This is a genomic window from Salinarchaeum sp. IM2453, from assembly GCF_019693215.1.
In the GTDB taxonomy this organism is placed as follows: domain Archaea; phylum Halobacteriota; class Halobacteria; order Halobacteriales; family Salinarchaeaceae; genus IM2453.
Genome location: NZ_CP081183.1, coordinates 1436756 through 1460728 on the forward strand (window position 1 = coordinate 1436756; position 23973 = coordinate 1460728).

Annotated in this window: 27 protein-coding genes; 16 read left to right on the plus strand and 11 right to left on the minus strand. The window is 47.4% G+C overall.

Annotated features, from left to right (window positions below; translation table 11 throughout):
- Window positions 1-79: 79 nt before the first annotated feature.
- A complete protein-coding gene (locus K0C01_RS06840) occupies window positions 80-589 on the plus strand; it encodes a hypothetical protein (protein WP_221168981.1) in 510 nt (169 codons plus the stop codon).
- 94 nt (window positions 590-683) lie between these two features.
- Here the strand turns inward: K0C01_RS06840 and cysK are convergent, their stop codons facing one another.
- Entirely contained in the window at window positions 684-1592 is a 909-nt protein-coding gene (gene cysK / locus K0C01_RS06845; protein WP_221168982.1) for a cysteine synthase A, read from the minus strand.
- Between the two features lie 51 nt (window positions 1593-1643).
- Between cysK and K0C01_RS12775 the strand changes: the two genes are divergently transcribed.
- The 5 genes from K0C01_RS12775 (at window position 1644) to K0C01_RS06860 (ending at window position 4822) form a co-directional block, all read left to right on the plus strand.
- Complete coding sequence (locus K0C01_RS12775; protein WP_255568227.1) at window positions 1644-1838, plus strand: hypothetical protein; 195 nt, start codon at window positions 1644-1646, stop codon at window positions 1836-1838.
- 273 nt (window positions 1839-2111) lie between these two features.
- Complete coding sequence (locus tag K0C01_RS12780; protein WP_255568228.1) at window positions 2112-2735, plus strand: IS200/IS605 family accessory protein TnpB-related protein; 624 nt, start codon at window positions 2112-2114, stop codon at window positions 2733-2735.
- A gap of 13 nt (window positions 2736-2748) precedes the next feature.
- A complete protein-coding gene (locus K0C01_RS12785; protein ID WP_255568229.1) occupies window positions 2749-3213 on the plus strand; it encodes a zinc ribbon domain-containing protein in 465 nt (154 codons plus the stop codon).
- A 296-nt stretch (window positions 3214-3509) separates the two neighbouring features.
- On the plus strand, window positions 3510-3707 hold the full coding sequence (locus tag K0C01_RS06855; protein ID WP_221171220.1) for a SymE family type I addiction module toxin: 198 nt from the start codon (window positions 3510-3512) through the stop codon (window positions 3705-3707).
- Between the two features lie 56 nt (window positions 3708-3763).
- Window positions 3764-4822: a quinone-dependent dihydroorotate dehydrogenase gene (locus K0C01_RS06860; RefSeq protein ID WP_221168983.1), complete on the plus strand. Its 1059-nt coding sequence runs from the start codon at window positions 3764-3766 to the stop codon at window positions 4820-4822.
- Between the two features lie 149 nt (window positions 4823-4971).
- Here K0C01_RS06860 and pheT read toward each other — a convergent pair whose 3' ends face one another.
- A complete protein-coding gene (pheT, locus tag K0C01_RS06865; RefSeq protein WP_221168984.1) occupies window positions 4972-6798 on the minus strand; it encodes a phenylalanine--tRNA ligase subunit beta in 1827 nt (608 codons plus the stop codon).
- Complete coding sequence (locus K0C01_RS06870) at window positions 6798-8300, minus strand: phenylalanine--tRNA ligase subunit alpha (protein ID WP_221168985.1); 1503 nt, start codon at window positions 8298-8300, stop codon at window positions 6798-6800. Before K0C01_RS06870 ends, pheT begins: the two co-directional genes overlap by 1 nt.
- 384 nt (window positions 8301-8684) lie before the next feature.
- Between K0C01_RS06870 and thyA the strand changes: the two genes are divergently transcribed.
- Window positions 8685-9701: a thymidylate synthase gene (thyA, locus tag K0C01_RS06875; protein ID WP_221168986.1), complete on the plus strand. Its 1017-nt coding sequence runs from the start codon at window positions 8685-8687 to the stop codon at window positions 9699-9701.
- A gap of 2 nt (window positions 9702-9703) precedes the next feature.
- Window positions 9704-10201: a dihydrofolate reductase gene (locus K0C01_RS06880; RefSeq protein WP_221168987.1), complete on the plus strand. Its 498-nt coding sequence runs from the start codon at window positions 9704-9706 to the stop codon at window positions 10199-10201.
- 32 nt (window positions 10202-10233) lie between these two features.
- Here K0C01_RS06880 and K0C01_RS06885 read toward each other — a convergent pair whose 3' ends face one another.
- Entirely contained in the window at window positions 10234-11262 is a 1029-nt protein-coding gene (locus K0C01_RS06885) for an AAA family ATPase (RefSeq protein WP_221168988.1), read from the minus strand.
- A 253-nt stretch (window positions 11263-11515) separates the two neighbouring features.
- Here K0C01_RS06885 and K0C01_RS06890 point away from each other — a divergent pair, with 253 nt between their 5' ends.
- A complete protein-coding gene (locus K0C01_RS06890; RefSeq protein WP_221168989.1) occupies window positions 11516-12103 on the plus strand; it encodes a DUF7474 family protein in 588 nt (195 codons plus the stop codon).
- Window positions 12104-12131: 28 nt separating this feature from the next.
- On the opposite strand, the gene K0C01_RS06895 is transcribed toward K0C01_RS06890, so the two are convergent.
- The 4 genes from K0C01_RS06895 to larB form a co-directional block, all read right to left on the minus strand.
- Window positions 12132-12875 carry a DNA polymerase sliding clamp gene (locus tag K0C01_RS06895; protein WP_221168990.1) on the minus strand — a complete coding sequence of 248 codons (744 nt, stop codon included), beginning with the start codon at window positions 12873-12875 and terminating at the stop codon, window positions 12132-12134.
- 734 nt (window positions 12876-13609) lie between these two features.
- Window positions 13610-14950, minus strand: coding sequence for a glutamate-1-semialdehyde 2,1-aminomutase (locus K0C01_RS06900; protein WP_221168991.1), 1341 nt, complete (start codon window positions 14948-14950; stop codon window positions 13610-13612).
- Window positions 14951-15056: 106 nt separating this feature from the next.
- Window positions 15057-15209 (minus strand): DUF7563 family protein, encoded by a 153-nt coding sequence (locus K0C01_RS06905; protein ID WP_221168992.1) that lies wholly within the window; start codon window positions 15207-15209, stop codon window positions 15057-15059.
- A 113-nt stretch (window positions 15210-15322) separates the two neighbouring features.
- A complete protein-coding gene (larB, locus tag K0C01_RS06910; protein WP_221168993.1) occupies window positions 15323-16078 on the minus strand; it encodes a nickel pincer cofactor biosynthesis protein LarB in 756 nt (251 codons plus the stop codon).
- Window positions 16079-16291: 213 nt separating this feature from the next.
- Here larB and K0C01_RS06915 point away from each other — a divergent pair, with 213 nt between their 5' ends.
- The gene (locus K0C01_RS06915; protein ID WP_221168994.1) at window positions 16292-16459 is read left to right on the plus strand and encodes a DUF1931 domain-containing protein; all 168 of its coding nucleotides are present in this window, start codon (window positions 16292-16294) and stop codon (window positions 16457-16459) included.
- A gap of 157 nt (window positions 16460-16616) precedes the next feature.
- Here the strand turns inward: K0C01_RS06915 and K0C01_RS06920 are convergent, their stop codons facing one another.
- A complete protein-coding gene (locus K0C01_RS06920) occupies window positions 16617-16835 on the minus strand; it encodes a hypothetical protein (RefSeq protein ID WP_221168995.1) in 219 nt (72 codons plus the stop codon).
- Window positions 16836-16940: 105 nt separating this feature from the next.
- Between K0C01_RS06920 and K0C01_RS06925 the strand changes: the two genes are divergently transcribed.
- Entirely contained in the window at window positions 16941-17360 is a 420-nt protein-coding gene (locus K0C01_RS06925; RefSeq protein ID WP_221168996.1) for an iron-sulfur cluster assembly scaffold protein, read from the plus strand.
- A gap of 74 nt (window positions 17361-17434) precedes the next feature.
- Here the strand turns inward: K0C01_RS06925 and K0C01_RS06930 are convergent, their stop codons facing one another.
- Window positions 17435-17797 carry a hypothetical protein gene (locus K0C01_RS06930; protein ID WP_255568230.1) on the minus strand — a complete coding sequence of 121 codons (363 nt, stop codon included), beginning with the start codon at window positions 17795-17797 and terminating at the stop codon, window positions 17435-17437.
- Window positions 17798-17877: 80 nt separating this feature from the next.
- Here K0C01_RS06930 and K0C01_RS06935 point away from each other — a divergent pair, with 80 nt between their 5' ends.
- The 5 genes from K0C01_RS06935 to K0C01_RS06955 all read left to right on the plus strand — a co-directional run bounded on the left by K0C01_RS06935 (window position 17878) and on the right by K0C01_RS06955 (window position 22597).
- A complete protein-coding gene (locus tag K0C01_RS06935; RefSeq protein WP_221168997.1) occupies window positions 17878-18987 on the plus strand; it encodes a tRNA (guanine(26)-N(2))-dimethyltransferase in 1110 nt (369 codons plus the stop codon).
- 30 nt (window positions 18988-19017) lie between these two features.
- Window positions 19018-20301 (plus strand): amidohydrolase, encoded by a 1284-nt coding sequence (locus K0C01_RS06940; RefSeq protein WP_221168998.1) that lies wholly within the window; start codon window positions 19018-19020, stop codon window positions 20299-20301.
- A gap of 50 nt (window positions 20302-20351) precedes the next feature.
- On the plus strand, window positions 20352-21635 hold the full coding sequence (locus K0C01_RS06945; RefSeq protein WP_221168999.1) for an adenosylhomocysteinase: 1284 nt from the start codon (window positions 20352-20354) through the stop codon (window positions 21633-21635).
- A 127-nt stretch (window positions 21636-21762) separates the two neighbouring features.
- Window positions 21763-22272, plus strand: a complete 510-nt coding sequence (gene hjc / locus K0C01_RS06950; protein ID WP_221169000.1) for a Holliday junction resolvase Hjc — start codon at window positions 21763-21765, stop codon at window positions 22270-22272.
- Window positions 22273-22345: 73 nt separating this feature from the next.
- Complete coding sequence (locus tag K0C01_RS06955; RefSeq protein WP_221169001.1) at window positions 22346-22597, plus strand: DUF7472 family protein; 252 nt, start codon at window positions 22346-22348, stop codon at window positions 22595-22597.
- Between the two features lie 150 nt (window positions 22598-22747).
- Here the strand turns inward: K0C01_RS06955 and K0C01_RS06960 are convergent, their stop codons facing one another.
- Complete coding sequence (locus tag K0C01_RS06960) at window positions 22748-23755, minus strand: DNA primase regulatory subunit PriL (RefSeq protein WP_221169002.1); 1008 nt, start codon at window positions 23753-23755, stop codon at window positions 22748-22750.
- Between the last annotated feature and the right edge of the window lie 218 nt (window positions 23756-23973).

The following is a 23973-nucleotide window of genomic DNA, read 5'->3' on the forward strand; positions in this document are numbered from 1 at the left end:
CTTCGTGTTACGACATACATAAGTCGGACACTCGTCAATAAATTATCACGATAAATTGAATGTATGGGGAGTGGTACTGATGACAACCGAAGAGGAATTTGAGAACAAGATAACTGATCAAACACATCACAATCGAACAGGCAATTCACCAGACCACAAGAACACGACCACATGTGAAATGTGTGATCAATCTATCTCGGAGTCAGAAATTGTTCATCTCGAAGTCGGAAATGAGTCTTCACATCCGATGTGTGCATATTGCGCAAGTACCTTTTTTGATAAAGCAGATGCATCAGACCTGATGGACTCGTCAGATCAAACAATTCAGCAACCAGTTGAGAAAAATAATTCATCAGCTCCTTCGGCAGTTGACTGGAAACCAAACGAACCAGCTTCAACCTCTGGGATTACAGGGCAGCTATTACAGATTCACTATCTATCTCTATCGCTCCTCTGGGCAATCCATCAAACGAATGTGCGGATTGTTGAGCAAGTTCTTGATGAAGTTGATGTTCAGCAAGTAATGATTATTGGGATGGTGTTAGCAACAACAATTGCTGTGGTGATGTTCAGCACGGCTCCCCCATGAAATTACTTCGATCTACTCCGCTCGAACTCTGTCCTCGATTCGTTGAGAACGGGGGATAGCCTGTAACAATTAAATCGTTTGAAGAAGTAGACCACTACTGAAATAGATCGGTTGAAAGATATCGCTCCCCTGGATCAGGAAGAATCACAACGGTGAGTTCACTCGGATGCTGACTACTATATTCTGCGGCTGCATGTAGTGCCGCTCCCCCAGAAATTCCGATTAGTAAACCCTCCTCACTGCCGATACGACGTGCTGCTGATTTTGCCTCTTCAGCAGAGACATCATAGACAGTATCAACGACATCATCATCATACGTGTCCGGTAGGAATCCAGGCCCGAGTCCCTGAATATCATGACCATCAGAACACTGCTCTGTGATTGTTGGTGATGCCATCGGCTCGACGGCGACAGAGGTCAGCGATTGTTTTTCTTGGGTACTTTTTATGTACTTACTAACTCCCGTGATTGTTCCCCCTGTTCCAACCCCAGCAACGATAGCATCAACTTCTCCTTCTGTCGCCTCCCAGATCTCCGGGCCAGTAGTTTGTTCGTGCGCAGCAGGATTGGCATGGTTCTCAAACTGTCGAGCCATAATGGCATTATCATGGTTTGAAACAATCTCTTCAGCCCGCTGATTGGCACCAGACATCCCATCGTCAGCCGGTGTCAGTTCCAGATCAGCCCCAAGTGCCCGAAGCATTGCCCGCCGTTCTTCAGACATAGATTCCGGCATGGTAAGGACACAATCATACCCACGAGCGGCACATACTGAAGCAAGGCCGATACCGGTGTTCCCACTTGTCGACTCAACGACAAGCCCATCTGAAGTGAGCTCACCAGACTCCTCAGCTGCATTAATCATCTCACGAGCAATTCGATCCTTTACTGAGTATGGATTTGCTGCTTCGACCTTGGCATACAGTCGATCACCAAACGAATCGAGATAAAGCAATGGTGTGCCACCAATGAGCTCATCAATGGAAGAAACTTTTTGCGTCATTTGAATACATGCACAAACGGGAATAACTAAGGCCCATCGATTGAGAAAAACGTGACCGAATACGTCTACGACCGCTTCAAACGATGTGTCTACCACCGCGTTACGCACGTTCTTGATGCTCACAGTGATGAGTTTCAGGCGTTTCAGTTCGTCACCGACACAGTTGCAGAACGCAAGATTCGACGCATCGGCTGGCAGAGACTCCGCCAACGGTTGGTCGATGCGGACTCACCATACATCAACTGACGCGTACTGGAATCCGTTGTCGAGCAACTCAACACCCACTACGATCAGCACGGACGCTTCCCCGAGACGTACACGGAACTGGTCAAAACGCCCGAACCCAACGGCACACTGCCGTATGCACCTGATAAAGGCGATTACCACATCCACGAACTCACGGTCGAAAACGGCGACCTTCGCTTCGTGTTGAACGCGCCAGACTCGCTCTCGCCCGACAGCTATCACGACTGGACGCGACACGAACTTCGCTTCCCGATCCATTCCCGATGTCACGAGATGCTCGACACGGGCGATCTGCAAGCACCGACACTCCATTTCTCCGAGCATGGCTACACGCTTGACGTGCCCGTATCGATACCAGAACAGGAAACGGAGACAGTGTCCGACCGTGTGTTAGCGGTTGACCTCGGTGTCAAAAAACAAGCCACGGCGGTCGGTCTCGACGGCGGTGACAAGACACACGAGCAGGTGACGCCGCCACAGTTTCTTGACCATCCAGCCAAGGACAAACTATTCCGAGTGAAAGCCGACGCCGAAGGCATCAACGACCGGCTGGCAGAACTCCGGCGACAGGGAAAATCCCACACGGAACGGTTCGACCACTTGCTCTGTGAGTACCGCCAGACGCGGCGGAAAGAACGCCGCCTGCGCGAGCAAATCCAACACGATATAGCCAACCAACTCGTCTGGATAGCTGCTGAACACGGTTGTGAAACCATCGTGTTCGAGTCTCTCGGGCAGATGGAGTCGCCAGCTGCAAGCGGCTCGGTCGCGTGGTCGATCAGTTCGTGGGCACGGGGTGAACTGCTTGCTTACGTCGAGTACAAGGCGGGGTTGCTCGGGATCGAGTTCACCACAGTGAAGCCGTGGGGAACGTCGCGGTTCTGTCCGGTGTGGTGAGCGTGGAGAGACGGTGAACGCGCCGAACGACCACACGAAGTGTCGTCACGGCGGGCATTTCCACTGTCCGACGTGTGGGTATGAATGTGACCGTGACGTGGTTGGAGCGGTGAACGTCGGGCGGAAACACCTCTCTGACAGCAAGATGGAGGAGGCGAACTCTGCTGCCTACATGGCGGCAGAGAATCACGCCAGTTTTCCATCACCTTCAGAGAGTGCCCGTTCTGCTGGCGTTCAGTCCGCGACCGACAAACAGGATCAGGCGAGCGGTCGTCAGACCCGCCTCGCTCAGCACCGTCCTCGGTCACTCACTGCGAAATCGGGGGAGGGAGATATGGGTGGACTGCAGCAACATCACGGTAGTAACACGGGGCAGCGGTGGCCCAGAGGTAGTGTGACACAATCCGTCCTCGCCAATGCTACTGATTGTGACCGACCACTACCGAATCCTACTGAAAATTGGAACGGTAGGCCATGACTAATCAACGCCTGCGGAGCCTGCACTTCCTATGCGGATGGGCAACATCAACTGAGAACTTGTAACAAAGTGCATCGCGGAACCAAGAGACCCCTGCCTCAAAAAGACTCTTGTCACCAATGAGTGGACAAGGGCTGAATGTTGAGATTATTGGTCTATTTCTCTACAGGGAAAGCAGGCAGAGTACATCAGGGATTGATCCCGGAGTAGTTCACAGAATTGACCTGGACATTTTTGTAGGAAAGCTAGAAAACACTTAAGTATGTACTCCGGTGAAAATCGGTGTAGAAAAGGCGATGGTTCGGAAAAAGAAGCTTAGCCCGAGTGGTGCGAAAGGCGAGGATGGTGAGTATAACAATGTTCATCTTAACCTCCACCGAGACGAACTTGAAGTTGCTGGCATGGATATTGGGGATGAAGTGTTTGTTCGGGTTCGTGAGGATAAGATCATTATTCAGAAAGCGGACACAGATGATGTAGAACACGATTTTTGATTTGATCAAACCGGTTCCGGGGGGCTTTTACATGACGGAGTCATCAGCATGGGTAGATGGGAGTATACGACATACTCAAGCCTATATTATTCCGCCTACCCCCAGAAACCGCTCACGAAACAGCACTTACTGGCCTCAAAACGATACAGGACACCCCGATCGAATCTGTGCTGCGGTCTCGGTTTTGCGTTGATGACTCCCGCCTTACTGTTTCTACACTTGATCAAACGTTTCCGAATCCTGTCGGGTTAGCTGCTGGGTTCGATAAAAATGCGACGGCTCCAGGCTCGCTTTCGGCTCTTGGATTTGGACATATCGAACTCGGTGCCGTTACAGCAGAATCTCAGCCTGGTAACCCCAAACCTCGACTCTTCCGCCTCCCAGAAGACGAAGCCCTGATCAACCGGATGGGATTTAATAATGCCGGTGCTGATGAAATCGGTGATCGACTTGATACGCTTTCACTCCCCGATATTCCATTAGGTGTAAACTTAGGTAAATCAAAGACGACCCCTCTTTCCGAGGCCCCGGACGATTATGCGTATTCATTCAATCGTGTGGCTGATGCCGGTGACTTTTTTGTTGTCAATGTTTCAAGTCCAAATACACCTGGACTTCGTTCTCTTCAAGATCGCGGACCGCTTGTTGACATTCTCTCTCGATTACAGGATGAGGGGGCTGATCCGCTGCTCGTAAAACTCTCACCTGATCTGACTAAAGAAGCAACTGATGACGCACTTGATGTTGTAAACGAGCTGGGCCTTGACGGGGTTGTTGCCGTAAATACAACTACTGAACGCCCTAATCGACTACAGCACCCTAACCAAGTCGAATCCGGTGGATTGTCTGGCGCACCACTCAATACACGAGCGACAGAACGTATTCAGTATGTTGCAGAACGCGTAGATGTTCCAGTTATCGGGGTGGGTGGAATTGCATCCGCTGAAGATGCATATCAAAAACTCCGTGCTGGTGCTGATATAGTGCAATTATACACCGGGTTTGTCTATGAGGGCCCAACTGTTGCCAGACAGATCAACCGCGGATTACTTGAATATCTTGATCGGGATGGATATGATTCTGTAGAAGATGTTATCGGTGTAGACTTAGAGTAAGTTGTCTTTCTACAGAGAACGCAAGCCAAGCATTTGTGAACTGATCTTTGACGCAGTTCGCAGCAAATCGAGACGGATACCGCAGAGCTTGCCTTCGAAGCTGCTGGCTTGATCTGCTCTAGTTATTGGACAACGAGAAGCATCAACTGCTATTTGAGTGCCTCCAACTCAAATTCAAACGCTGCAACGGGAACCTCTAAGTTATGTTCTGTTAGCACAGATGGATGGATCTCTCCGATTACGCCGACGGTGTTTCCATCCAATACGATATCTGCCACCCGTCCTTCGATAAACGTCGGGTGCGCTGTCGCTGGGGTTCTAAGCTCAAGATCATACAAGTTGGCAAGTGCCTGTAACCGCCCTCGGGCCTTTTCGTACGTTGCTTCATTACTTGCTAATACCCCGCCTACTCTCTTTTGCTCCGAAACACCTGTATTTTCTCTTGGATCGACACCTGCTGTAAAGCCTATCTCTGCGAGGTTTTGTGGATACTCTCGGTGTGTATTCCGTTCCAATACCATCAGTAGTGATGGCAGCACCCATGTTCGAAGGGTTGTATATTCTTCACTGTATGGCTCTTTGATTGTTGGCGGAACATCGATTCCGATCATATCAGCTGTGATACCCTCTACATTTTGGTCTTCGTTCTCTCGGTATTCTTCGATTGCTATCTCTCCTTCGGCAATCGAAACCGAATCTGGGATAGGGAGGCTCATGCGTCTAAAATTTTCTTCCTCATTTATCATATGGAAGTTTAGCATGTCTTCAAACCCTAACCCGACAAGCGACCGACGGACTGCTTCTTCATGTCGTGATCGCTCATGTCGCTCTCCAACGGTTGAGACATCCGGATATTTTGGATCTAATTTGTTGAATCCGTATGCCCGTCCAACGTCATCAATCAAATCAACTGGATGTAGTACATCAGTTCTATACGATGGAATCTCTACCGTGTATTCAACAGTCTCATCCGTCTCTTCGCGCACTGCAGATAGTCCCGATCTCTCGAATAGATCAATAACCTCCTCTGGATCAAAATCGACACCGACAATCGTTTCAATTCGGTCATGTGTTACTGTTTTTTCTCGTGTAGAAAGATCAGGCCTAGCTAATTCGGATCCAGCATATTCGCCAGTTGTCTCTGAGTCGTACTCAACGTTTACTTCTTCAATTGTTGCTCCTCGAGCAGCAAGAGCGTAGCAAACGATTGAAAGCATTCGATCTATCGTCCACTGATCTGTTCCCGTCATCTCAATGAATAAATCCCGAGATTTCGTCGTCACCTCCGTCCGTCGACCATTAATGACTGGTGGGAACGAAAATAGTCCAATATCGTCATAAATCGCTGGCATCCGATCATAGTTCTCTACGATGGAACCATATTCTTGACCAGTCGGATGCTCTCTGATGACCGTTTCTGGAGTCATTTCAGCGCTTGATTCCAACGGGACAAATTTGTCTTCATCTGGCGCAATACCGGTATACTTAATTCGTTTTGCTGGTTCCTCGCTTGTTGCTTCTGTGAGGCTTTCGCCTTTCAACATCGTCAGGTCGTGAATACCAATTGCACCTTTCTTTCGTTGCCGGCCCATCGTTGCATGAAGCTTCTCTTGCAACTGAATGAGTGAGGTCAGTGTATTTTCATCTAAATCAACATTTCTGGCAATTGCGCCTGTGACGTATGGACGTTGCTCAGGTACATTTTCGTCTACTTCAATTGTCCAGTCTGGTTCGTTTGTATTTGGGACATCTACACCTCGATCCATCCCATATTGATACCGCAGTGAACGTGCGATTCCTTCTACAGACAATCGATCAAGTCTGTCTGGCGCAAACTCAAGCTCAAGGGCTCCTTCCTCTGTTCGTCCTTCAAGCTCTAGTCCCAGTGCAAATAGATCATCAATTAGATCTTGGTCTGACTTATCAACACCCGTAAGATTTCGAAGTTCGTCCGGATCAACCTCAACTACAGGCATTAGTAAATCACCTCCGCATTTCGCAGGAACTCAATGTCTGTGAGTGTTCCGTGCAAATCGCGAATATCTTCTGCTCCTGTCAATAACATTGCCAACCGTTCTAACGCAAGACCCCATGCCATTACGTCTTCTTCAACACCAAGTGGTTCTAACATTTCTGGTCGGAAAATACCTGAGTTACCAATCTCGATCATTTCTCCTGTTTCCGGGTGCTCTCCGAACAACTCAAAGCTCGGCTCCGTGTATGGATTATAATGTGGTTTAAACTGGATGTCATGAATCCCGAACTGTGCATAAAATTCTTCGAATGTACCCATTAGATCTCTCGCAGATAAATCCTCAGCAAGAACCCATCCTTCAATCTGGAAGAACTCAAGTAGATGCGTTGCATCAAGCGTATCATTTCGATAAGCCTTTTCAACACTGAAGAAACGCGCTGGTGGCTCAATCTTGCCAATTTGCTCTCCAGCCAGATGCCGAGCAGAGAGAGACGTCGTATGCCCTCGAAGTGCGAGAGCACTTGCAAATTCCTTACTCCACGGAGAATGATATCCTTCTCCATCTTCTCCGACGCCGTTTCTGTGTGCACTTTCTACCCGGCCAACAAGATCATCTGGTAGCGAATTAATTTGTCGTGGTTTTTCCATTGCAAATCGGTCCCAGTGTGTCCTTGCTGGATGATCCTGCGGCATAAAGAGACAATCGTTAATCCAGAAGTCGGCATCAACATGTGGACCGTCCATCTCTTTGAATCCCATCCCAACTAAGACTTCCTTAACTCGGTCTGCAATCGCACGAAGAATGTGCTTTCTCCCCAGTGGTGCTTGGTCAGCAGCTGCCTCAACATTATATTCTGCAAACTCGACATCTTTCCATCTGTCACTAGCAAGCAACTCAGGTGTGATTTGTCCAACTGACTCTGCTGCTTCGATACCTTCCATCAACACGGTTACCCCTTCATCTGTGAGTGTTACCGCCCGGACTGTTTGTTCTATTCGAGTTATAAGCCCTCGTGAGTCTAATCGATCAACTACCTCTGACTGTAGACTATCCTCTCCTACATCAATCTTCTCTAAAGCCTCCACTTCAACATCTGCCTCTGGATCTGCTTCCGGGTTTGGCGTTACTTCCCCTCCGTCAACTGTTCCATACTCTTTTCGAGCAAAATTAGCAAGTGCGATTTCCACCTGCTGGTTGGATAATCCTGCTGCACTAATTGCATCCCCGATATTGATTCTCTCGCTGTCTGCTTTTCTTGCAGCCTCATACAGCCGAACTTCAGGCAGCCCTTCCTTGAGATAGGTTTCTCCTTCATCTGTAAGTTCAATTTCTTCTTCAGTTTTACTCGCAATATTGACGTACCCCTCCTCTTCTAGCGCAAAAGCAGCCCCAGCAACTGTTTCTTGCTTCTGTTCTGTTTTTGCTGCAATCTGTTCAATTGTCTGTTCTTCTGTCGCACTTGCTGTTTCAAGCACCGAAACTTGTGGTTTTGGTAACTTCATATTTTGATCCTATTATTTCAGTTGAATGGTTGATTCCCTGACAGAATCCAACGCTAGCCGTCCCCGACTCAAATGACCGTTTCATCATCAAACAAGAGACAAAAAACCGAACCCTAAGAATGAACCTGATTGATTTGTTGTGCGTCGGGAATAGGGCTCGGTTGCCATACTCGAATTCTCGAAACGACGGTTCAAAAACGTTACGCGTTCGTTAGCTGATTGTAGGAGCTAAGGCCCCCTTTCTCACCGAGCCGTCAACGACGGCGAGTAGACAGAGGTAGTTGACTACTTCTATAGTCCATGAATCTCTCTATAAAATGCCTTCTAAATCATCACAGAAGTTGGATTCCCACGACTAAAGGGGGTCTATCCCTTTCTACCTGCATGGAGCAATATCTTACTCTCGTCAAGGATGTTCTTGCTGAGGGATCATATAAACCAAACCGGACGGGTGTTGATACGATATCCTCATTCAGCCAGCACTACTCTATTGATGTTTCTGATGGGTATCCACTACTGACCACAAAGCGAATGGATAACTTCCGCTGGGACTCCATGATCCATGAACTTTTGTGGTATCTTTCTGGTGAAGAGCATATCCGAAATCTTCGCGAGAAAACTGGAATATGGGATGCGTGGGCAAATGAAGAAGGACACTTAGATACAGCATATGGGCGCTTCTGGAGACGATATCCTGTTCCCGAAAACGAGGGTCGCCTCTCAGGCGAACATTGGCCTGAAGATAAAGATCGATGGATCACTGTAGAAGAAAACAATCGGAGAGTGTTTGATCAACTTCAGTACGTAATCGACACATTACAGGAGCAACCACATTCCCGGCGGCTCGTTGTTTCAGCTTGGCATCCTGCCAATGCTGCTGACTCGACACTCCCTCCGTGTCATTATACCTTTGTTTTTAACGTCCAGGGTGATTCTCTCAACCTACACTTAACTCAGCGATCCGGTGATATTGCGTTGGGTATACCGTTCAATATCGCTTCATATTCATTACTACTGATTGCGATTGCACAGCAAACCGGGTTTGAGGTTGGACGATTTGCACACACGATTGTTGATGCACACATCTACTGCGGGACTGGCGACCGTGGCCAATGGTATGACGATAATCTCAGTCGTCTTCAGTCAAAGCTCGATTCAGTAGATTCAAACAACGGCTATCGTGATCTCAAAAACTGGATTGAAGAAAATGCACCCTCAGAACCCGAGGATAAGCAAAACTACGATCACGTGCCAGGATTACTAGAACAGGTTTCCAGAGAGCCATATAGCCGTCCTCAGATTGAAGTCGCAGATCGCCCAATTGACGATCTAACGTATGATGATATTGAGCTTTCTGACTACGAGTGTCATCCAGGAATTAAATTTGCTGTCGCTGAATAACAATGCCTGCTAATTTCACTATTGTTGTCGCTGTTGCACAGAACGGTATCATCGGTCGTGATGGTCAAATGCCGTGGCACTATCCAAAAGATCTTGAACACTTTAAGGAAACAACTATGGGCTGTCCGGTAATTGTTGGCCGCAAAACATTTGAAAGTATTTACGACCGCATTGGGTCTCCTCTACCAGGTCGAACTAATATCGTGCTTTCCCGGTCTGACCCTGAGTTACCAGAAGATGTTATCCTTGCTTCTTCAATCCAGGAAGCGAAACAAAAAGCTGCAGAACATGGAAGCGAAGCGTTTGTTATCGGTGGCGCAGCAATATATGAGGAATTCCTTCCAGACGTTGACCGTATGATCGTGACGATTATCCATAGCCGCTATGAAGGTGATACCCAGTTCCCGATGTGGCCACCTGATGAGAAAACATGGACTGTTGCTGACCGATCTGATCATGACGAACTTTCGTTTGTCACATACGAGCGCACTGAGCCTTAGCCGACGTCAATACTTGTAGCAAAAGCATTCGGCTAGTACTGTTCTTCGGTCTGTACCTGTCGCTTTCGGCCCATCTCAGCAAGTAACCGTCCTATCTGCACCCGCTCATTTGTCCCTTCTGCGAGATTCATATCAATTTCTCCAGCGAGTTGATATAATCTGGCGAGCTGGCTACTATCGTATCGTGATCGGCCTGTAGCAAGAATTTGCGATAGTATTTCGTTGCCAGATAATCCTTCTTTAATCAGCAGATCATCTAACTCAGAACGGGCATCTTTGAACTCTCCCGACTCAGCTGCGTCAAGCATTGCTTCAATTGCCTCGCTTGGTCCAATCTCATCAAGTGCCTGATATGCTGCATTCATATCGATTTTATCCTCAGCGTACGCAGTTGCCTGTGCACCTAGAATTGCCTTCCGTATGTTTCCATCCGCATAGTTAGCGATAAACTCAATTCCATCCTCTGTGTACTCTATCTTTTCCTCTTCCACAATGTTCTGAAGAATCTCTGCAATCGCTTCTGCTGACGGTGCCGCCATAGGCACAGGAACGCACCGAGACCGAAGTGCTGGAATTAGTTTTGTAGGCTGCCGGGTCGCAATGACAAACTGTGTGTTTTGGTGATACTGTTCCATCACCCGGCGAAGTGCTTGCTGAAAGTCTTCACGGATCCCTTCTGCGTTATCAAGCAGTAACGTTTTGTAACTTCCTGTCACTGGTGAATAACTGGCTGATTCCTTGAGAACATGGTTGATCATATCTCGCTTCGAGAGACCACTTTTGCCTGTCAGAAACGACGCAAATCGCGGATCGTTCTTGATATCTGTTTTATTGCGGTTAAAAAAATCTGCTACGTTAATCTCAATAAAGTCATTATCCGGGTCCTCATGGGCCTCCCTTACAAGTGCCCGTACACCGGCTGTCTTCCCAGCACCTGGTGGTCCATGAACAAGCAAGTTTACCGGATTGTCAACAGCGCCCCGAAGCTGTTTTTGTGCTATTTCTTGTGGAATATCCTCAATATTGGGCGCATATGCTGTTGTCCACAGTGGTGTTTCCATCGTATTTTCCTAATGTCTTATCTGGTAAGAAAGAGTCGGTATTATTCTCGCTTTCCTTAGTGACAATTGGGCTTCTCTGTTCACAGAAAATCAAAGCGGATGCCACATGATTTGCTCTCGAGGCTGTTGGCGCATAGGTCAGCTAATCATCGTGAAGTGGGCTGTCTATATGTTTGTTAGGTCAGCGTTTGAATACCGCTGGTGCGTAACGCTAACCGTTATTGCTATTAAAGTGAGCCAGCCAACATAATGTGTGTCCCATTTCAAGTATCCTTGTCCGGACTGTCGGTCTACGACCGACCTGCATGATCCAGATTGTGCATTTGGGGGGATGTCACGAACTGAAATCGAAAAAGCGTATACCGACATTTTAGCTGTTCTTTCAACAGGTCCAAGTGGAACTACAACGCTCCGTCGTCGCTCTGATGAGTGGTCTGAACTCCATGATGCGGCACTACAGAAACTCCGACAAGAACATCGTGTTGAGGAAAACGATGGGATGCTTGAGATGCTTACCCCTGAAGAACGAACCGATCGCGTAAGTGTTCCCACACAAGAGCCTCTCCGAACTATCTACGAACACGGTAGCGTCCCTGGATGTCATGATAACAGTGTATTTGCCCTAATTTCATACTACGAGATGGTTGGATTCTCTTGGGAAGAAACTCGTGACAAGGTTATTGATTGGCTTCGAGAAAGCGGTGCTTGGGACAGAGGTGGATTCGAAGAAGCATCTCCGGAGGAGTTAGTTGACAAAAAGCGACATGTCTACGAAACTGGCTACGGATGGAAAGAAAAAGCAACTGCGGCCAAACGTGTTATTGACCGTCGGTTAAAATAAACTACTCCGTCAAACGTTTTTTCTGCCCTTAGTCGCTCTGTATCCGTGGTGCAAGCATATAGGTTACTTGTCCCTTTCCTTCTGCAATATCAAAGTGCAGTTTCACTGGGAATTCTTCACCCAGCTCTGCTGTTACCTCTGCATCTTTTGGAATTGCCTTGTTCATGTCTGATAGATAATCAAGACTGAAAAGTGAGTGTGCTGGTCCTAATTCTAGATCGATCAAATCCTCTTCGTGTAACTCAAAGTGTACATCGTCTGTGTCTCCCTCTGCATCCACATAGAAGAATCCTTGTTGCTCATCGACACCAAGTGCGATATGGTCCGAGACCATGTCTGCAGCCGTTACGGCCCGGTCTACATCTTCTCCAGACAAAATGATTTCAGCCGCCAAATCTAGGTCTGGAATATCTGGTTCTTGGCGAATTGAATCTGGATCAATCAGTGCAAGTGTATACTCAAGCCCGTCAATACGAATCTCAAGTTTTCTTGTCTTTTCATCAAGCTCAAGCTCGATTAATTGTCCTCGATTAGCCATTCCAGCAATGTCCTCTAATCGAGACAGATTGACACCGATAATACCGCCGTCTGCTTCATATGATTCAAATGCATCTGCATTAAGGGTGAGATCGACCATCCCAACGTTTGCCGGATCAACTGCTCGAATCTCTAGACCTTCCTCTTCCAAGCGAATCTTACATTCCTCAACCAGCACGCTCACGGAGTCAAGAGTTTCTTGGAGCGTCTCCGCGCTCACAATCGCTTTGAACATATATTAAGAAATATTTGGCACCATGGGATAAAAACCATGGACATTTGTCTCTAATCCAGTCAACTGTTCCGGATTGACCTCCTCCCACTCGTGAACGGGGCGGGACTCCCACGGTACCGCACCGCTGGGTTGGGAGTTACAGGGTTGCAGTCCAATCGGCATGACCAGACTACTGGCAGGGTCATTTGAAACTCTTTGATTTTCGTGATGACGAGAATCTTCGATTCTCGAACCACCAAGCCGCAGTCTCCGATCCCGGCATGGGATTCAGCGTTACCGTGCTGATCGGAATTCACAACCAGCGGCCCGAAGGGGATTCATTCAGAGTGGTGTGGCCCCAATCCCGATATTATCCGTTTATTCGGTCGACAAGGCCGCCTCAGTGCGGTCATATCCATATCTTGATCACACATAAAACTCCGGAATAGCTCAATCTCGTGGAGAGATGCCCCGTTGTTGGCTTCATCCCACGGCTAAAGCCGATGGGCGTTCGCCTTGCTCCGCTGTAAAGTGGTTCGAGAGATTTCGTGTCTCGTCATCACGGAAGCGGTCTTCCGTACAACTTCGAGACATTAGACCTTCTTTTTCCGTAAATAGCGCTTTATTCGAAAGAATATACTCACTATCCTAATCGAATAACTGCCAACTGATCTGCACATCTCGGCGACCGGTTATAGATGTAAAGTATACCGTCGCAGTAAGAAATCTCGGAGCTTGCTCCTGAGGTGAACTCACTACAGTGCTTCTTTGTACGCCTCTAATGTTTCATTGACATCTTCTTCGGTGTGGGCGTACGTGATGAACTGTGCTTCAAATTGATTCTGGCTGAGCAGAATATCTTGCTCAAGCATTGCTGGTCTAAAGATGCGCTTCCACCGCTCGGTTTCACCCTGCTTGACATCCTTGCCTGACTTTGGGCAGTATTCATGTCGGGAGCAGCCTGATCGCTGTGTGCAACCTGTTTCACAATGGTTATTGAATGAGGCTGGACCTTCTCGGGTAAAGAGTACTTTGAACATGCCATCTGTCCCAGCCACGGTATACTCAGGCGCTTGACTCTCAATGATCTCTGCTAGACCGGAACGAAGTTGCTCTCCTAGTTTGTGGATATGATCGTGTACATCATTTTCTGCTGCGTATCGGAGCGATTCAAGCCCAGCAGCCATTGTTACTGGATGGCCAGAGAACGTTCCAGCCTGAAACACATCTCCTGACGGAGTGAACTCCTTGATAATCTCTGCTTTCCCACCAATTGCACCGACCGGGAATCCTCCTCCGATTAATTTCCCAAATGTTGTGATGTCTGGGTCAATCCCGTATTTCCCCTGTGCACAACTCAGGCCCCCAACTCTAAACCCTGTAATCACTTCATCCCAGATCAACAGTGAACTATGTTCCGTACAGAGGTCCCGAAGTGTTTCATGGAATCCATCGACTGGGGGAATGATTCCGACATTGGCAAGAATCGGTTCTGTAATAACTGCTGCAATTTCATCCCCATGCGCTTCAAATACTTGCTTTGCCTTCTCAATATCATTGAAGGGTATAGGAATCGTATGTTTTGCAAAATCAGACGGTATTCCGGGACTTGAAGGATGTGTATGCTCTGAATCTCCTTCTACAAGTGTTGATTCCTGTGCTCCGTGGTATCCACCCTTCATAACAACGACTTTCTCGCGATTTGTATATGCCCTAGCCAACCGAATTGCAGACACTGTTGCTTCGGTGCCTGAATTGACGAACCGTATCATCTCTACGCTGGGGACGTGTCGAACGACAAACTCTGCATGTTCGACTTCGATTTCTGTCGGCATACCATACATTGGTCCAGCACTTGCTTCCGATTGTATCCGAGCAGCTACCGGATCAGGCAACTGATGCCCATATAGCAATGGCCCAAGACCCATTACCCAGTCGACGTATCGGTTTCCATCTGCATCAATGACGTGTCCACCGTCACCTCTTCGGATGAAGCGTGGATACGGTTCTGGTGCCGCTCTGACTGCTGAGTTTACACCACCGGGAAGTACAGAAAGAGCTCGATCGTATAGTTCGCGCGACTGCTTGTCACCCATGCATGCTGCTTCTGCATCGGCACCTAAAACACAATCGCCATCGGCACAGTGTGTGTCTATTCTCAATCAACTGATTGCTTATCGGACACGTCAGGCGGTGGCCACTTCATGTTCGCTGTACTGTTCGTTGCCGTGCTGCCTCTGCAATGCCGGCATTAGCCGAGCATGATGGACACGCTCTAATTTGTCCGTTTTCATCCGCAAAGACGCGGACGAACTGTTCTGATACGTGGGATCCACAATGATCGCATGTTGCCATAGTATTCACCGGCCTTGATAACCGGTACCACTTGATATGTACCCACATATAATATCTTTTCACTTGCCTGCGACACTTGCCGGATATAAAACCCTAATATTTTGGGTTAGGCTTTATTTGGAAGCTGTCTTAGCGATCAATCCAGCCTGTGCACCAGCAACAAATCCAGCGTCGATATTTACCACTGAGAGTACGGTACAAGACTGTAACATTCCAAGTAGCGCTGCTTCACCAGCTCCTCCTTTCCCATACCCACTGGAAACCGGAACACCAACTACTGGAACATCAACCAATCCGGCAACAACCGTTGGCAAGGCACCTTCTCGTCCAGCAGCTACAACAACAACATCGGATTGACGGATAACATCTAATTGATCGATCAGCCTTGCAATTCCAGCAACCCCTACATCTGTAATCTCGTGGACTGTTGCTCCCATCTCGCGAGCGATTATAGCTGCTTCACGTGCAGCAGCTATGTCAACAGTTCCTCCAGTCACCACAGCGACCTCTCCACCCTCATTCGGTCTGTTATAGCTATTTGCTTTTGCAACGATTATTTTTGCTCGAGAATGGACTTCTACTGTATCGCTTGCTGATAACTGCTGTAGCCTCTCAGCAACTGATTCTTGTCTGTTTGATTCCAACCGTGTAACAATTGCTCGTCCTGTTGTCTCTATAGCTGTTTCTGCTAAATCGATAATTTCTGACGTTGTTTTACCTTCCCCAAATATTGCTTCGGGAATTCCGCTTCGCTGCTCTCGCGTTGCATCAAAACGACCAGCTTCTGATGTTGCGTATCCTGCCAACCGTGATTCCGCTTCTGCAGGGGAAATCTCTCCAGCGGCTACTGCTTCCAATAATTCGCGCATAGTCTGTTTTAGACATCATACATAATCAGCACTCGGAAACGCCTCTTTTCGTGATCTTAATTGTGGGTTCTTTTATGATATTGATTTCAGACAACAACTCTCATAGTCTAGTTAATGTGACACACATTCTATTGAGTATGCTGCCTGTATCGGAGTTTCTACCGGGCGAATACAGGAAACCTTATAAGGAATCCTCAGAAATCTTCTCATTGTATGGCAGATCTTATAGTCAAAGCAGCAGTTAAAGAAGCGCTTGAGGACAAAAACGTAGCATCTGATTTCTATGCAGCTCTTGACGAAGAAGTCGAGGAACTGCTTCAGGATGCTGCAGAACGAGCGGAAGCAAACGACCGCAAAACAGTCCAGCCTCGAGATCTGTAATCGGTCTACGATTTAGTAGATCTCACTTGTCGCGCTGAGTCGTAGTCTCTTGACGGGATGCCGCTTTTTTATTATCTCTGAACCTTACGAAGTCACGTTGCTATAGCGATAGTAAGACAAAAACGCTTGAGATACCCCCCCGCGTAATCTCAGATATTTAGTTGTCGTATTTCCATACAACGTATGCTAGCAGTAGAAGGAGCAGGCCCCAAATAACTCCGAGTCCGGTCTGGATTGGATTATAGCCTTCGTATAGTTGTATCCCTACAAGCGAGATGATCGTCACAACGCCGATTACCAGCAACATCTGATAAACTCGATCCATTCCCACAATTCCATCATATAGACGTTTTGCAAACCCCCTTTCTGAGGACATACTTTGTAAGTAGTAGGCTTTTCCCCGATAATAATTGCCTTCTGAGTCTGTTACGATTGTCGCGTGCGGAATACTTTTTCCCTTTGTGCACATACAAATATTCAAATGAGTCTTGGATCCGATATCTATCGTCAGCAGATTCTTGATCATTACAAGAATCCTCGCAACTACGGTGAACTTGAAGACCCAACATATTCTCATATTGGCGAAAACCCAATGTGTGGAGATGAAATTCAGGTTGATGTACAGATTGATGAAACTAATGGCACTATTGAAAATATCGCGTTTCAAGGAGATGGTTGTGCAATTAGCCTTGCAGCAGCTTCTTTGCTCTCCGAAGAGTTACAGGGAGAAAATATTGAAACGCTTCAAGAGATGGATCGAGATGACATAATCGACTTACTTGGTGTTGAAATATCACCAATGCGCGTCAAATGTGCAGTATTAGCAGAAAAAGTTCTGCAAGATGGCTATGACATTTATCTTGGAGAAAAAAATCAAACGAAAACCACGACCGAAGACTAACTCACCTGAGGATCCTAAAAACTGGAGTTGCCCTTCGATAACAGGTGCTTATTCAACACTCTCAGATAATCGCTTCACAGAAAGTCTCTGACCTCTGTATACCACATATCATGGTGGTCTAACTCGCCGACATATCGGGCTATTGTGGCGGCAATCACGTGCCAGCAGAGATCAGTTGGATCGTTTTGATCGAGGTTATACTTCGTATCATCACAGTTGCACGAGTTGTTCTCAATGACGTATTCTTCCGTTTCTCCCACGACGACCGTAAAATCCCTGTACTCTTTGACTCTTTTTTCACTGACTGCTTCAATTGCTCGACGTCCTCGGTCCCCATGCTCTTGAAGGATATCCTCTGTAATGTCTGAGTTTAGCTCTCCAGACTCCTCTAGCTTTCTCTTCCAATCTATTTCTTTGTCTGGGGACTCTGATGACACGTCTTATGTATTATTTGGGGAGGCATGACTAAACTGGTTCGGACCACTACTATTTTGACTGACGCAGACTGATTTGTATCATGCGCGTCACTGAGGGGTCTGTTGAAATTGATATTCCGGGGACATCACAGGAGGAAATTGAAGAAGATGTGTTTTACAATCCAAACCAAGTGCTCAATCGCGATCTAACGATCGCCGTCCTTCGCGCTTATCGCGATGTAAATTCTAATGCATCAACGTATCTTGATGCGATGGCTGCTTCTGGAATTCGAGGAATTCGCGCTGCTGCTGAAGGATGGGACGCTACACTTTGTGATACCAACCCTGAAGCAGTGTCACTGTGTAAGCAGAATTTAGCCCACAATGACCTTGAAGGGACAGTTGTGCATAAAGATGCCAATGCACACATTCACCAGCATTCCTACGATGTTATTGATATTGACCCATTTGGTTCTCCCATTCCGTTTGCCGACGCCGCCTTATCAAATGCACATGACCTTGTCTGTATTACTGCAACCGACACCGCACCGCTCTGTGGTGCACATTTCAACGCCGGAATTCGGCGCTATGATTCTGTTCCCAGAAATACTGAATTTCATCCAGAAGTAGGGTTACGGACTCTCATTTCGACTCTTGCCCGAACTGCAGCACGATATGACCGTGCTATTCAACCATTGCTATCACATTCGACTCGTCACTACCATCGCGTCTACCTTGCCTTTGAAGACGGAGCACAAGTAGCTGACTCCGCTCTTGAGAACCTTGGATATCTTCTGTACTGTCCAGAATGTCTTTACAGAGAGACCCAATATACACGCTTTCCATCATTCTCTGATGAGTGTCCTAACTGTGAAAGTGAGCAGACTGTCATCGGGGGTCCACTATGGCTTGCCGAGACCACTGATTCTGAATTTACAACACGTGTACAGCAACGGATTGATGAATCTCTCGAAGATCCTGACAATGTTTCTACCCTCATAGAATCGGTTGATGATGAGATTACGACACCGACACACTACGACCAACACAAACTTTGTCAACGATGGAGTCGTCCAGCCTCCGCAATGGATGACTTTCTTGATGCCATACGCGATGCTGGCTACCAGGCCTCTCGAGCACACTATTCGGGAACTGCGTTTAAGACTCCGGCAACTGTAACTGAAATCCGGAAAGCAACCAAATCCCTGTGAACTTATACTCTTGACTGTTCAATCACAGGTATGTCGCTACTTATCGAAGGAGGTCAGGTCCTCCGTCCTGATTTTTCAACGGAAAGAGCAGACGTTCTTGTTGAAGATGGAATAATTCAATCAATTGGCGATATTGAGGACGGCGACCGTATCCTCGATGCCACGGGGAGTATTGTTATACCGGGATTGATAAATGCACATACCCATGTCGCAATGACCTTGCTTCGGGGGTACTCTGACGATAAACAACTTGATGCTTGGCTACAGGAAGACATTTGGCCTGTTGAAGCAGAACTCACAGCGGCCGATGTTCGGGCAGGGGCTGAGCTTGGACTGATTGAGCTTATCAAATCTGGCACAACAGCAATTGCGGACATGTACTTCTCCATGGATGAGGTGGTAGACGCAGTACAGCAGGCCGGAATCCGTGCTCGTCTCGGATATGGTGCTATTACTGTTGGCAAGGATGATACCGACGCTCACGAAGAAATGAAGACCAGCCTTGAGTTTGCTGTTGAATACGATGGATCTGCCGATGGACGAATCCGCACTGCATTTATGCCACATAGCCTCACAACAGTTGGTGAAGAGTACTACCGTGAATACATACCAAAGGCCCGTGACCACGAAATCCCAATTCATATTCATGCGAACGAAACACAGGACGAAGTAACCCCGATTGTCGAGGAACATAACAAGCGGCCTCTCAGATACGCTGCAGATATGGGACTGCTTGAACCAAGTGACTTCCTCGCACATGGAGTACATCTTGATGATTCTGAAATATCACTACTTACTGACCGTGGGAGCAGTGTTATTCACTGTCCAGCTTCAAACATGAAACTAGCGAGTGGTGTTGCACCTGTACAGAAGCTGCTTGATGCGAATGTTTCAGTCGGACTTGGAACTGACGGTGCCGCCTCAAATAATACTCTGGATATGATTGATGAAATGAGGGATGCAGCACTACTCGGAAAAGTTGGTACGGGCGATGCTAGTGCAGTTCCAGCCGAGTCGGTTCTTCACATGGCGACAGCCGGTGGCGCGAATGCAATTGACATTGGAAGTGGGATTATTAAAGAAGGTGAGCCAGCTGACTTGGCAGTTATTGATCTTAACCGTCCGCATCTTAACCCTGTCCATGACCCAGTAAGCCATGTTGTTTATGCTGCCAACGGCGGTGACGTCAGGCACACAATCTGTGATGGCCAAATCCTAATGCGTGATCGCACTGTCCTAACTCTTGATGAGCAAGCAGTCCGTCGTCGAGCTAACAACCGTGCAGAACAACTAATCGTCCGAGCAACCACATAGTGGACAGATAGTTCGGTATTGTTTTGAGTTGCCCGCCCTTCAGTTATTGTATGTCAGAGTATCCTTCGATTAGTAATCAGGTTGAAGACATTGATGCACTTCGAGAAGAAGGTCAGCAGAAAATGTCTTGGGCCCGCCAGCACATGCCAATAATCGAGCACCTTCGTGAAGATTATCGCTCAAACCAGCCCTTTGAAGGGTACACGATAGGCATGGCGATGCATGTTGAGGCTAAAACGGCTGTTCTAGTTGAACTCCTTGCCGAAGGAGGTGCGGAGGTAGCAATCACCGGCTGTAACCCTCTCTCGACGCACGATGATGTTTCTGTAGCACTTGATTCACACCCTTCTATCACCAGTTATGCTCGACACGGCGCTGAAGATGAAGACTACTATGCAGCAATTGATGCTGTTCTCTCTCACAGCCCTGAAATCACTATTGATGATGGAATGGATATGGTCGCTGCCGTCCATGAAGATCATCCAGAACTTATTGATACCATCATCGGTGGTGCAGAGGAGACCACAACCGGCGTACATCGATTGCGAGCTATGGATGAAGATGGTGAACTAAACTACCCAGTATTTGCTGTCAATGATACGCCCATGAAAAGACTCTTCGATAATATTCATGGCACCGGTGAATCTTCATTAGCTAATATTGCGATGACTACAAACCTATCATTCGCAGGTAAAACCGTAGTTGTCGGCGGCTATGGATACTGTGGAAAAGGGGTCGCAAAGAAAGCAGCAGGGCAGAATGCACACGTCATTGTCACTGAGGTTGAGCCCCGACGCGCACTCGAAGCTCATATGGAAGGATATGAAGTCATGCCGATGAACGAAGCAGCAGCCAAAGGGGATATCTTTATCACAACAACTGGTAATCGGGATGTTATTACTGAAGATGACTTTGAGCAGCTGCGTGACGGTGCTGTTCTTGCTAATGCAGGTCACTTTGACGTAGAAATAGACCTTGACACTCTTTCTGACATGGCAGCTGACCAATACACTGCTCGTGAAGGAGTAGAGGCTTATGAAATGCCGGATGGACGTCGGATCAATGTTCTCGCTGAAGGTCGGCTTGTTAACTTAGCCAGCCCGGTTTCTCTTGGCCATCCAGCAGAAGTGATGGACCAGAGCTTTGCTATTCAAGCTGTCTGTGTTCGTGAACTTATCGAGCATGGTGACAAGTATGAACCCGGAGTCCATGATGTTCCAGACCGTTTAGACCAAGAAATCGCTGAAATCAAACTCGACGCAGAGGGCGTTGATATTGACACACTTACTGATACACAACAGGAGTATCTCGACTCTTGGGACCACGGAACATAACCCCCATAGACGGGATATACTGAGTACTTCGGGTATCGATCATGAAGCAGCTTCCCGATTGGCTAGCTATCTCACACTAGTTAATTTCAGAATGGAATAAATACCCCAGGTTCTGTTTTGTATTTATATGTCGAATTCGAAGGGCGATCGGCGTGAACGTGAACTAGTAAATCTCCTTGACGATGCTGGATTTGCTGTTATGCGCGCACCAGCCAGTGGGAGTGCCACAGAACGCGAACTTCCCGATGTTTTGGCCGGAAACACTGAACGGTTTTACGCAATTGAAGCCAAGTCGAGTGCGAGCGATTCCATCTATATCGGTGGTGAGGAAGTAGAAGCTTTGGTTTACTTTGCACAAAACTTTGGCGCAAAACCTCGTATTGGTGTTCGATTTGACCGTGAAGACTGGTATTTCTTCCATCCTTCTGAACTATATGTCACTGATGGTGGTAACTACCGCGTTAAACGATCAACTGCTATCGCTGAGGGGACCGATTTTAACGAGCTCGCTGGCCATTCCAAACAGACCCGACTTGTAGACGATGAGGATGAGGAATCTCCGGTCCGTGATATTCTTGAAGCTGTTGAGTCTGGATCAATCTCTATTGAAGAAGCCGAGGCAATTTTGGACGCGTAACTATCTAACAATTACTTTGCGTAACTAAGCTCGCTTCGAAGCGCTTTTTTTACCGGGTTTGGTTGTTATGAGTATGAGCGATGATGACAGTATCCCTCGGTGGGTTCTCGAAACGGCCGTTGCTGCTGGATCCGTTATTGCAGTGATTGGGGCGCTTTATTATATCGGCCTTTCATACGAGTTTGATCCGATATATGAGGCCGAGCAAGGAGGCGAAATCCTCGTTTATGCCCTCATTGGCTTCATCTTGTTTATGGCCGCTGTTGGTCTGCTGATTGCCATGAATATCATCCCGCTTCGTGAAGAAGACGGTAATGCAACATAAATAGGCTTTCTGTCTACTTCTTTGCTATACCTTATTACAATCCTTGCATCTCCATTTTGCCTGAAAAATCGGTTAACGTAACGGCTTCGCGACTGCTCTCGTACAGCTACCTTTGCTGTACTGAGAAAGAATCAGACTTGCACAAGTCGCTCATTGGTCGATCTTTCGCTCGTAATATTCAATAGGATGGTTGATCTCCTTGCATAGCTCATCCTTGTTCACACACAGATCATACTCAACCATTGTCGTACAACTTGGGGGTGCATACTCGCCACCCCTTTTATCTCGTAGATGCGCTAACTGGTATGCGATTTCTTCTTTACTTATCTCCTGATCTATGAACTCATATACCTCGTCTTTATCCATCTCCATCCCTGCCAAAAATGCAACTACTGCAAATTGCCCGGGTAATTCAACCGAATCTCCCGACCGAATTTGACGAAGTAGTGCAGTCATGCATGGAGGAAATGCAGGCTCGTCTATTGTTTCGTACGACAGCGAAAACTCATGTCCTGCGAGCAGCTCAGAGAGTTCTTCTTTCTCTTCGGCTAGTGTATCCGCAATCGAATCGGGCACTTGCAGTGGTAATCCCTCTGTGACTCGATTTACAACTGCCTCCTCAAGCAACATCAACAATTCTTCTTCGGTGACTGGAACTTCTCCAGCTGTGACAGCCCGCTCCACCAGTCGCCATTTCTGATCTTCAAGATTTCTTGAGAGTTGCAGATATGTGGATACGTCCATCTGAAACGATCCATCTCGATTCTGTGTAATCTGATGGCTGAGATTAAACTCATCAAGCAGACGGCTGATTGTCAACTGTGGCCTCTGTATGGAACGCCCTGTGTCTTTTGTTCCAATATCTGCCTCAAATCGCTGTCGAGCAGTCGCTGCTTCTGCTCTAGCGTATGTGTCAGTTGCCATTGGGTCATCAATCAGCGAAATAAGTACTCGAGCCACTGGATATGAGAGTAACTCAACGCGATTCCTGCGCGGATCGCCAATGTGTCCTTCTGACAGTCCCGATTTAATCCGCGCTTTGCTTCGACGAACAACTGCAGTCTCATTTTCAACCACATCCAACAGGTCGATTCCCGCATTCTCAACAGCAGTTCGTGCGCTTTCGAAGAACGGATACCGGGCGTGCAACCGGTCCATGTCGTGATGCCTCTGTTTAGTTTGATCTTTTCGGTGCTTAATAGTCGTTGGATTTCACTTTGACATATCTCTTGAACAGCTCAGATATCACCTGTGATTTCCACAGAAGAATCAAAACAAATCACCATGGAAATTTCCCCTGCGGTTGCTGACATAACCTCCACATATATTAGCGCTACAAGTAGCGATTAAGGCAATTGACACATATATGTACGACA

Coding starts and splice junctions, on each gene's coding strand:
- K0C01_RS06900 (WP_221168991.1), bottom strand. CDS start 14,950: ATGGGTGACAAGCAGTCGCGCGAACTATACGATCGAGCTCTTTCTGTA.
- K0C01_RS12780 (WP_255568228.1), top strand. CDS start 2,112: ATGCTCGACACGGGCGATCTGCAAGCACCGACACTCCATTTCTCCGAG.
- K0C01_RS06925 (WP_221168996.1), top strand. CDS start 16,941: ATGAGTCTTGGATCCGATATCTATCGTCAGCAGATTCTTGATCATTAC.
- K0C01_RS06935 (WP_221168997.1), top strand. CDS start 17,878: ATGCGCGTCACTGAGGGGTCTGTTGAAATTGATATTCCGGGGACATCA.
- cysK (WP_221168982.1), bottom strand. CDS start 1,592: ATGACGCAAAAAGTTTCTTCCATTGATGAGCTCATTGGTGGCACACCA.
- thyA (WP_221168986.1), top strand. CDS start 8,685: ATGGAGCAATATCTTACTCTCGTCAAGGATGTTCTTGCTGAGGGATCA.
- K0C01_RS06885 (WP_221168988.1), bottom strand. CDS start 11,262: ATGGAAACACCACTGTGGACAACAGCATATGCGCCCAATATTGAGGAT.
- K0C01_RS06840 (WP_221168981.1), top strand. CDS start 80: ATGACAACCGAAGAGGAATTTGAGAACAAGATAACTGATCAAACACAT.
- K0C01_RS06940 (WP_221168998.1), top strand. CDS start 19,018: ATGTCGCTACTTATCGAAGGAGGTCAGGTCCTCCGTCCTGATTTTTCA.
- K0C01_RS06855 (WP_221171220.1), top strand. CDS start 3,510: ATGGTTCGGAAAAAGAAGCTTAGCCCGAGTGGTGCGAAAGGCGAGGAT.
- K0C01_RS06905 (WP_221168992.1), bottom strand. CDS start 15,209: ATGGCAACATGCGATCATTGTGGATCCCACGTATCAGAACAGTTCGTC.
- K0C01_RS06955 (WP_221169001.1), top strand. CDS start 22,346: ATGAGCGATGATGACAGTATCCCTCGGTGGGTTCTCGAAACGGCCGTT.
- K0C01_RS06915 (WP_221168994.1), top strand. CDS start 16,292: ATGGCAGATCTTATAGTCAAAGCAGCAGTTAAAGAAGCGCTTGAGGAC.
- hjc (WP_221169000.1), top strand. CDS start 21,763: ATGTCGAATTCGAAGGGCGATCGGCGTGAACGTGAACTAGTAAATCTC.
- K0C01_RS06945 (WP_221168999.1), top strand. CDS start 20,352: ATGTCAGAGTATCCTTCGATTAGTAATCAGGTTGAAGACATTGATGCA.
- larB (WP_221168993.1), bottom strand. CDS start 16,078: ATGCGCGAATTATTGGAAGCAGTAGCCGCTGGAGAGATTTCCCCTGCA.
- K0C01_RS06895 (WP_221168990.1), bottom strand. CDS start 12,875: ATGTTCAAAGCGATTGTGAGCGCGGAGACGCTCCAAGAAACTCTTGAC.
- K0C01_RS06860 (WP_221168983.1), top strand. CDS start 3,764: ATGGGAGTATACGACATACTCAAGCCTATATTATTCCGCCTACCCCCA.
- K0C01_RS06880 (WP_221168987.1), top strand. CDS start 9,704: ATGCCTGCTAATTTCACTATTGTTGTCGCTGTTGCACAGAACGGTATC.
- K0C01_RS06960 (WP_221169002.1), bottom strand. CDS start 23,755: ATGGACCGGTTGCACGCCCGGTATCCGTTCTTCGAAAGCGCACGAACT.
- K0C01_RS06920 (WP_221168995.1), bottom strand. CDS start 16,835: ATGTCCTCAGAAAGGGGGTTTGCAAAACGTCTATATGATGGAATTGTG.
- pheT (WP_221168984.1), bottom strand. CDS start 6,798: ATGCCTGTAGTTGAGGTTGATCCGGACGAACTTCGAAATCTTACGGGT.
- K0C01_RS06870 (WP_221168985.1), bottom strand. CDS start 8,300: ATGAAGTTACCAAAACCACAAGTTTCGGTGCTTGAAACAGCAAGTGCG.